The sequence below is a fragment of the Bacillus sp. AFS040349 genome (assembly GCF_002577655.1).
Taxonomy (GTDB): Bacteria; Bacillota; Bacilli; order Bacillales; family Bacillaceae; genus Metabacillus.
This window is the reverse complement of record NZ_NUMC01000124.1, coordinates 1-8,707: the sequence shown is the minus strand read 5'-3', so window position 1 is coordinate 8,707 and position 8,707 is coordinate 1. Positions and strand designations below refer to the sequence as shown.

Below are 8,707 nucleotides of genomic sequence, written 5' to 3'. Positions count from 1 at the left end.
ATTATTTTAATTTTTTTATTAAAAAATGTTGACAACTATTAGCTGGTTTTGTGGAGGGAAATTAGATCATTTGTTCTAAATTTCTTGAATTGTGTACTTTTATTCAAAAATGTTCCCTTCAGCTCACTTGTATAAATAATCTATATTACCTATAATTTTTATATAAGAATGGTATAGAAGTTACACAAAGGAGAATACAATGGTTTCTAGCGAAGAAATGACGATGTTTATAAAAGAAATTTATTTATTAATAATTCAACATAATAGATGCAACAGTCCTGAAATTAAAAAACAAATTCATGATGAAATATTGATTTTAAGTGATTTGATAAATCAATAGGCACTTTGTTTTTACGAAGTGAGACAAACCCTCCAAATATTATGAGTTCTAACAATCGTGGATATAAGAGTATTTTAATTAACACAATAAAACCATTGATGCTTATAACTTTCTTTAAGCAAAATTCGAACAATTTTTTAAAGAATCAAATTTATCATTTCAATATGAAATTTCCTGAATATTATAAGCAGGAATACCTTCAACTCACAATTAAAAAAATACTTAAGAATGGCAATCAATACCCATTAAAACTAAAATAATAAGTGTGTCCAAGCCTTCCGATATTAACAATAAAAAGAGCTCATATAGTAAACGAAAAACTGTAGCTTTTTAATGAAAAGTTAATTCTTCTCCAATGATATTAATAAATACTTCTGCTATTTCAGGGTCAAATTGAGTTCCTTTATGCTTCTTTATTTCGTTAAGTGCTTCTTCTTTTGTAAATTCATTCCTGTATAATCGTTTTGATGTCATCGCATCATATGAATCTACTATAGCTATTATTCTAGCTGATAATGGTATGTCATTACCTTTTAATTGATTAGGATATCCCCTTCCATCAAACCTTTCATGATGATACAGAACACAATCTAATATTCCATTATTTTCAATGTTTGAGAATAAAGTAAAGCAATAAATTGTAAAATAAATAAAAAATTACTTGGAGGATTTTATGATAAATAGAAGGAAAACTCTTTCTTTTTGCACACTAGTATTACCTTGGTTAACGTTACCTTTAATCGGCAGAAATAAATTTTTCGATTTTTACCTGTAGCAACATATGTTGGATATATCTTTAGTTTTTTAAGTGAATTAGCGGATAATAAAAAATGGTGGAAAGTTAAAAATGCATTATTCCCCCATTTTCGTTTAGATATTTCATATTTACTTGGATTGTATTTTATTGTAACAATATGGGTATTTAAATTGACATTTGGAAATTTTTCCAAATACCTTGCCACTAATATTATTATTGATTACATCTTCTCTTTTCCTATCGTTAAGTTTTTTACTAAAATTGGGACTTTTGAATTTAAGAAGATGAGACCAAATCATTTTTTTATTTTATCAGTTTCTATGGCAGTTATTATTTACTATTATCAATTATTGGTTGAACGTATTATCGTTAAAGAAGTATATCAAGATTAATAAGATACTACATAGCTGAATAGTAATAATTAATTACAAATATTTATTGCATATTTTTGGCTCCTTTACAATCAAACAATACTGCTTCATTACTTAATTGCCAAATGATATCAAAGTTATGTAAATAGTTCGTGTATTCTTTATAAGAAAATATAATTAATAATGAATAGATGTTTATTTTTTAGTTAAATTTATTACTACGACTTTCCAAAATTACTATACTCCACCAAAAGACACCTAAGATAAGTAATTAGAGAAAGTTATATACATACATAAAAATTCAAGGACAAAGATAGAGAATGTATCGGATTTTTATGTATGTTGTATTCACTTCACTATAATATCGAACATAACAGCATAATCTAAAGTATGTATTATAAGGAACCCATGTTTCTTCTGGGTTCCTATTTTCAAGTAAACCAGCACCTGCTACTGCACCACTCATACTAACACTTCCATCATCATTTGTTATTAATATATGTAGATTACTCCGTCTTGACATGGATAAGACCCCATATTGAAGGTAAATGGGCACTAAGTTTAAGTCACATATACTTTTATATGACATCCATCAAGAATTCCACTAATCCCCTAATACATATGTCCATTGCGATAACGGAAGCAAGCACATATTATGTCATATATCCAATCATGATTTGGGGGTGACATTATGTCAGTTGGACATTATCATGCACTATGCCAAAAGTATAGAGGGAGAGCTGTTGAACTAAGAACTCGTGATGGCAGAGTTCACAGAGGGATCATCCAACATGTCAGTCATAACAGAGTGTATTTACAGCCACTAGGGCGTACAAGAAACTTAGGCGGTTTTAGCTACGGTGGTTATGGTGGTTATGGCGGATGGGGATGGGGGCTCGCATTAGGTTCTATCGCAGCATTAGCCTTACTTCCACTATTCTTTATTTAAAAGGTTTATACAGGACTTACAAGATGGATAGAATAAAGACAGATGATTTTGATCATCTGTCTTTTTTTCATAATTTATAGTTTGTAAAAAAGGAGGGTACTTTCTGTGCTACCTGTTATTATTTCTTTACTTGTACTAAATACACTTGCATTTTTAATACCTAAAAGACTTAGTAAAATCGAAATGTATTCTACTTCTTTATTTGCCCTTTTGTGGGGACATGTTGTAGACATGGCTTTAGACCTTAAACTTACTTTATATTATTATTATAAAAAGGGCTTGCAATGGGTTGATTTTATGGTCCCTTTTCTCATTTATCCATCGATAACTATATTGTTCCTAAATTTCTACCCTTATAACAAAGCAAATAAATCAAAAATATTTTATATATTAGGATGGTCAATTTTTTCAATCACCTTTGAAGCAATTGTAGACAATACAGGATTTTTCACTCATGTAAAATGGAAATTATGGCACTCTGCATTTATATATCCTTTACTTTTTATTATCCTTCTTTGGCACTTGAAATTGATTAGAAAATTAATAAAAAATAACTAAGTAATTTCACATACAGCCCGAAAGGTACTTATAAAATTTAAGGTAACCGACATACACTATATGTCATTATACTTTTCATAGTTAGTTTCGGCGAAATCACTAGTTTTAATTGACAAAAGGTCTTTACTTGAAAGGTTGTATTTTTCAATATATCTCTTTACTAAATAATATCCCACAGAATAACCTAACATATTAGGATAATTACCTAAACCATATAAAATTGCTTGATACTCTCGATCAATACTATGAAGATTCCGATTTGGGCACACTATTTTGTGCCACATACTTTCTATCTGTTTATCTGTATAAAAGGATACCTAATTAGCAACATATGGTTCCCCTAACCTTTCTCTCACAGCATGTTCAGCTAAACCCTCCAATATAATTGTGTCCAATAATTCGTATTCTTCTTCTTTTTTTGGAAGTTTGTACAGGCGACAAACATGGTTATACTCATGAGTGAATAATGATTTTATTTCCTTTTCAACATTTTCTCCTGAAATAAATAAAAAAAGCTTATCGGCAAAAGCTAAACCTGATTTTCCATTAAAGTGTTTTTGTATTAGTATGTTATTGGCATCTGATGGAAATATATAGACAGGGATATCTGGTCCTCCCCAATTCTTTTGAAGAATATATTCATCTTTCTGTACAATTTCCCAAACTTGATTATCTATTAGTTTACCTACAATCTCACTACCATTCTTTGAAAGACGATACATTCCATGCATAGATAAGTAATTATAGATTTCATAAGCTAAAGCACCCTCAAAATGTCCTGTTAACTTTTCACAAATTTTAACTGGATTATTATATGTGTCAAGTAACCATCTGTCCGTTCTTATCACACTCATTGAATCACCCCTAATTACACATTATATTATTTACTAGAAAAATCTGTTACTTATATTGGAAATTATAAAGTTATGGTTTTTAAATTAGGGTGAAAACCCTTACATTTATTTTTATCTTTGCATAAGATATACAAAAATTTTAAACTAGGAGGTCAGATTTTATGTTTAATGGAAGACGACCAATGCCACGTGTACCGTATCAAAGACCACTTCAAGGTCCTCATGTTCCTACTAGCCCTAACTTCTTATCACATTTTCAAACTTCTGATGGAAAGTTTGATTTTGACAAAATCTCTGCAACTGCTCAGCAAATCCATAAGCTATATAACCAAGTAAGCCCGATGATAACAAAGTTTATTAAGAAATAGCTGCATATAGAGATTACATTATTATAAAGTATTCCAACTATTACCTTGACCTTTTACTCCGTAGATCAAGTTTTGTTTAAGTATTTTATTGTTGGATGAACAAAGTTCCTCCAATTTCATATCATAATGTAATTATGTTGAAATAAAGGTGGGGTAATTTTGACTTACACATATCTTGATTGTTTAGCATACTTGGGAGTTGGTGGTGCACATCCTGGGGGGCTTCAACTAACGAAGAATATTTTATTAGCAGTGGAAAAAATAGATGATACAACATCAGTTCTGGACGTTGGTTGTGGAACTGGTCAAACCTCTGCATACATTGCGGAAAATTATAGATGTTATGTTACCTCCTTAGACTCTAATAAAATCATGTTAGATAAAGCAAAACAACGATTTTCATCTTTGCAAATACCAATTGAAGTTAAGCAAGGAAATACTGAAAATCTACCTTTTGATAACGCCTCATTTGACGTGATCCTCTCAGAATCGGTAATAACTTTTACAGATATATCTAAAACGATTCCTGAATTTATAAGAGTTCTAAAATCAAGTGGAGTATTGCTTGCGATTGAAATGGTACTTGAAAAGGGAATTTCTGCGGATGAAAATAAACAAATAGTTGATTTTTATGGATTTTCTCAATTACTGACAGAGTCTGAATGGTATGAGTTATTTAAAAGAGCTGGATTTAGGTCTATTAGTGTCGAGAAATATAATCCAGAATTTAGTGATATTAATATACAAAACGCAGCAGACTTCTCAATTTCAGAAAATATAGATGATACACTCTTAGAAATACTTGAAAAACATGAAGAATTAACAGAAATTTATAAGGATAAATTAGGGTTTCGTATATTTAGATGTTATGTTTAATTTTTATTTTCACCGAAAGTAACCAGTATCCAAGATTTGGTACTGTTACTTTTTTTTTATGAATATAAATGCATCGCTAACTATCATCTGTTAATTCCTTAACTAGTTAACTAGCTACTCAAAGTATTTCGAAAAAATGTACCATTTTCAATAAGCCAATTTCGTGAAAAATGAATTAAAAAACCTAAATCCTTAAATAATAATAACTAATTGAAACGATATTAACTTTAGAAGAGTCATAAAAAAGAGGTGGATTTTTGTGGATGAAGGAACGATATCTACTCATTATCTAGTGATGATAGTAACAGGAATAATTTTGGGTACTACAGCTCGTTTATTAACAATCAAAGCAGACTATCGACAATATCCAAGTTATCCAAATGGATACTTGATACATTTAGTAACTGGTTTTGTCGCTGCATCATTAGGATCAGTAGCAATACCAGCGTTGATGACCAAAAATTTTGTAGCCGTTACTTTTCTTACACTTGCTATTCAGCAATTCCGAGATGTGAGGAAATCTGAGAGGGAAAGTTTAAAAGACTTGGAAAATACAGAATTTACATATAGAGGAGATGCTTATATTGATGGGATATCAAAAACGTTTGAATCAAGAAATTATTTTGCGCTTATTATTGCCCTTATTTCATCAATAACGATACAAATTTCCCATCTTGACCAAACATGGATAAACGTTTTAATAGCAATTATGATTAGTGCTTTAACTTTTTACATCATTAATCGATTTTCCAAAGGAAAAAGTGTTGGAGATATTGCTGATGTCAAAGAAGGTAAAATTGAAGTTAAGGGATCAGAATTATTTGTAGATGGAATTTATGTTTCAAACCTACTAGGGACTGACAATGCGGCAAATATGTATAAAGAAGAAGGGTTAGCTGTGGTGATATATCCTCATGAAGAACATTTTCGTATTGGACTTGACAATTTTGGACAAAGACAAGCGATATTGTTCGAGGCAACAAGAGCGTTAGGTGCGAAGAGGTATAACTTTAGTCGAAAGGAATATGATGAAGGCAGAATTGTTATCACACTTATTCCAATTTCAGGTGATATCAATAAACTCATACACACTGTCAAAAACACTCCTGTGCTAGAAAGTGTTAAGAAGAGCAGCCGTTTAATGCAAACTAACTTTATTGGGAGGAAATAAAGAATGGGAAGAGAATCCTCAGAAAAACCAAATTATCAAATAATAGCAATAGTTACTTTACAAAAAAATCGGATATTAGGTGGATCACAGCTCTCCTTATTAGCAGAGGGTGAGGAACAGCAAAAGCGTATAACACAGGATATTGCAAAGGCTATGAAGGCAGATGTTGTGAAAATGAAGGATGGAGATTACCTCGTTTTAAGAGTCTAATGTCATATATTTTATAAAGCATTACTTGCCTTAAAAAATCATTTTGTTCTTTCAACATGGGCCTGATTGTTCAGAATTATATTCAACATGATTATTACCTATTTCGAATAAATAAAATGCTATGTTATGAATTAAAAATCTATTACTTTAAAAGTAAGCGTTAAATAATCCCCACCTGTATTACAGGATGGGGATCAATTTATTATTTAGATATCTTGTTGTACACTCTACAATTTATTGGTAGAGATTTAGACCAAGGAAGTAGAGAATCTATCGATTCAGTATTTGTTAAATCAGTACTGGGAAGCTTCTCAAATAGATAGTGAAGGTAATAGTATGGATTTAATCCGTCTTCCTTTGCTGTTTCCACTAAATTATAGATAACTGCGCTCGCACGAGCACCCCTCGGAGTATTAGAAAACAGCCAGTTCTTACGGCCAATAACGAATGGTTTAATAGAACGCTCGCTTCTATTGTTATCTATCTCTAAACGTCCGTCTTTAAATACGCCTCTAACTTCTCCCACTGGTTTAGACAATATGATATGTGATACCTTGACCAAGTGTACTCTTTGGTTACACTCTTGGTTGCTGTGTTTTTAGCCATATCAAAAAAGCATCTAATACAGGTCGACTTTGTTCTAATCGAATTGTATAACGTTCTTTGGCTGACTTCTCTTTCATTTCACGCTCAATAGCGAATAGTTGATTACAGAAATGAAGTCCTTCAGTTGCTGTTACAGCCTTTCCTTTCTTAGCTTCAGGCCAGGATTTAAGAGCTTCATCGAATTTTCGACGCGCATGAGCCCAACATCCTACCAGGATAACATCCTCTACTTTGTGGTAACCGGCATAGCCATCCACTTGAAGGAATCCTTTAAACCTGCAAGAAACTCCCGGGCATTTTTGCCCGACCGCGTTTCTTGATAAACATAAAGGATGGCAGGCGGGCCTTCTTGTCCAGTACGATACAGCCACAGATAAGAAGATGATTGAGCTACACGACCTGGTTCTCGTAAGACCTGCAAGGTTGTCTCATCCGCATGGAGAATATCCTGCTTAATTGCTTAATTAGAAAATCATGCATTCTTTTGTAGAGAGGACTTAGCCATTGATCGGCTCCGTGAAGGAGCCAATTCGCCATTGTTTGACGTGATAAGGAGAGACCAAATCGTTCGAATTGCTTTTCGATTCGATATAAAGGTAGCCTATCTACGTATTTCTGGGTCATGATGTATGCCGTCATAGAAGGCGAAGTCAAACTCTTTAGCTGAACAGGTGAAGGCATAGGAGCAGTACAATAGGTGTTGTTAGTTTTTCACGTTCACAGTGACGGCAGACATATCGTTTATGCTCAGCCACTTTGACTTCAGGTGGAATAATTTTTAACTCCTTACGCATTTCTGTACTCATTTCATGTAGAGATTCACCGCAACTCGAACAAACCTGTTCCTTATCAGAAAGACGATACTCAATCGTTTCTGTAGGCAGGTTTTCAAGCATAGTTTCACGTTGACCAGGGCTTCTTTTTGCGGCGGTAGGTTATCGTCTCAACAGTTGGTTCTGATAGTTGAGGGTTGGCTTCTTTTTCAACTTCGTTGAAAAGTTCCACTATAATTTGATCTGGATTCGTTTTCTCACTTGAAGAGCCGAATCGCTTCTGTTGACTCAGGCGAAACTGCTCTTCATATCATTTTACTTTCGCTGTTAATTCACTAACTTGCGCTTGTAATGATTCAATTGTAGGATTCTGGGTTGATTTTTTCGGTGAATTTTTCATACCTATATAATTCGACGAAATCCTACCTCACCCCTTCTTAAAACACGTCTTTTTTAAAAAAATTATACAATTGTTCGTTCTTTAACTTCAGGGTGTTCATAGCGTTGATTAAGGGGTAAACCATCCAACAACCAACGCAATTGCCTTCAACTATTACTTAGAGGAATCGAGTTATTTTCGCCACTGAAATTTCCCTCTCTCTAGCCGACGGTAATGGAGCTAAAAACCATTGTGGTCCCATTGAAGAATTTTAACTTTGTCGCGCGAGCGATTACAGAACACAAACAAACAGGGTGAAAAGGGGATCTAGATCAAACTCTTCTTTGACTAAACAGCGAGTCCATCTATTGATTTCCTTAAATCTGTACTGCACTCATTTTAAATTCCCTATACGTCCAATAAAAATCTATTGAGTTTATTTTTATAGAAATGGGGAATTAACTAATAATAATTAAAAAAGGAGCATTCCTGTTA

Annotated in this window: 9 protein-coding genes and 2 pseudogenes; 6 read left to right on the top strand and 5 right to left on the bottom strand. The window is 32.6% G+C overall.

Features of this window, described 5'->3' with window-relative positions:
• Positions 1 to 670: 670 nt before the first annotated feature.
• Positions 671 to 937 (bottom strand): HD-GYP domain-containing protein, encoded by a 267-nt coding sequence (locus COD11_RS22005; RefSeq protein WP_483296310.1) that lies wholly within the window; start codon positions 935 to 937, stop codon positions 671 to 673.
• 832 nt (positions 938 to 1,769) lie between these two features.
• On the bottom strand, positions 1,770 to 1,991 hold the full coding sequence (locus COD11_RS21995; RefSeq protein ID WP_098799050.1) for a hypothetical protein: 222 nt from the start codon (positions 1,989 to 1,991) through the stop codon (positions 1,770 to 1,772).
• A 168-nt stretch (positions 1,992 to 2,159) separates the two neighbouring features.
• Here COD11_RS21995 and COD11_RS21990 point away from each other — a divergent pair, with 168 nt between their 5' ends.
• Together COD11_RS21990 and COD11_RS21985 are read left to right on the top strand one after the other, a co-directional pair.
• Positions 2,160 to 2,417: a hypothetical protein gene (locus tag COD11_RS21990; protein ID WP_098799049.1), complete on the top strand. Its 258-nt coding sequence runs from the start codon at positions 2,160 to 2,162 to the stop codon at positions 2,415 to 2,417.
• Between the two features lie 105 nt (positions 2,418 to 2,522).
• The gene (locus tag COD11_RS21985; protein ID WP_098799048.1) at positions 2,523 to 2,975 is read left to right on the top strand and encodes a CBO0543 family protein; all 453 of its coding nucleotides are present in this window, start codon (positions 2,523 to 2,525) and stop codon (positions 2,973 to 2,975) included.
• 56 nt (positions 2,976 to 3,031) lie between these two features.
• Here the strand turns inward: COD11_RS21985 and COD11_RS21980 are convergent.
• Positions 3,032 to 3,697, bottom strand: a pseudogene (locus COD11_RS21980) (DUF2268 domain-containing putative Zn-dependent protease).
• A gap of 293 nt (positions 3,698 to 3,990) precedes the next feature.
• Here COD11_RS21980 and COD11_RS21975 point away from each other — a divergent pair.
• From COD11_RS21975 to COD11_RS21960, 4 genes are all read left to right on the top strand, one after another.
• The gene (locus COD11_RS21975; protein ID WP_098799047.1) at positions 3,991 to 4,197 is read left to right on the top strand and encodes a YppG family protein; all 207 of its coding nucleotides are present in this window, start codon (positions 3,991 to 3,993) and stop codon (positions 4,195 to 4,197) included.
• A 159-nt stretch (positions 4,198 to 4,356) separates the two neighbouring features.
• Positions 4,357 to 5,073, top strand: a complete 717-nt coding sequence (locus tag COD11_RS21970) for a class I SAM-dependent methyltransferase (protein WP_098799046.1) — start codon at positions 4,357 to 4,359, stop codon at positions 5,071 to 5,073.
• A 259-nt stretch (positions 5,074 to 5,332) separates the two neighbouring features.
• A complete protein-coding gene (locus COD11_RS21965) occupies positions 5,333 to 6,244 on the top strand; it encodes a YIEGIA domain-containing protein (RefSeq protein ID WP_098799045.1) in 912 nt (303 codons plus the stop codon).
• A 3-nt stretch (positions 6,245 to 6,247) separates the two neighbouring features.
• Positions 6,248 to 6,454 carry a capping complex subunit for YIEGIA gene (locus COD11_RS21960; RefSeq protein WP_098799044.1) on the top strand — a complete coding sequence of 69 codons (207 nt, stop codon included), beginning with the start codon at positions 6,248 to 6,250 and terminating at the stop codon, positions 6,452 to 6,454.
• Positions 6,455 to 6,656: 202 nt separating this feature from the next.
• Here COD11_RS21960 and tnpC read toward each other — a convergent pair.
• Both tnpC and tnpB read right to left on the bottom strand, forming a co-directional pair.
• A pseudogene (gene tnpC / locus COD11_RS21955) lies at positions 6,657 to 8,233 on the bottom strand (IS66 family transposase).
• Between the two features lie 219 nt (positions 8,234 to 8,452).
• Complete coding sequence (gene tnpB / locus COD11_RS28060) at positions 8,453 to 8,539, bottom strand: IS66 family insertion sequence element accessory protein TnpB (RefSeq protein WP_098799053.1); 87 nt, start codon at positions 8,537 to 8,539, stop codon at positions 8,453 to 8,455.
• Between the last annotated feature and the right edge of the window lie 168 nt (positions 8,540 to 8,707).

Excerpts from the sequence above, each read along its gene's own strand:
- COD11_RS21995 (WP_098799050.1), bottom strand. The coding sequence starts at position 1,991 with ATGTCAAGACGGAGTAATCTACATATATTAATAACAAATGATGATGGA.
- COD11_RS21990 (WP_098799049.1), top strand. The coding sequence starts at position 2,160 with ATGTCAGTTGGACATTATCATGCACTATGCCAAAAGTATAGAGGGAGA.
- COD11_RS21975 (WP_098799047.1), top strand. The coding sequence starts at position 3,991 with ATGTTTAATGGAAGACGACCAATGCCACGTGTACCGTATCAAAGACCA.
- COD11_RS21960 (WP_098799044.1), top strand. The coding sequence starts at position 6,248 with ATGGGAAGAGAATCCTCAGAAAAACCAAATTATCAAATAATAGCAATA.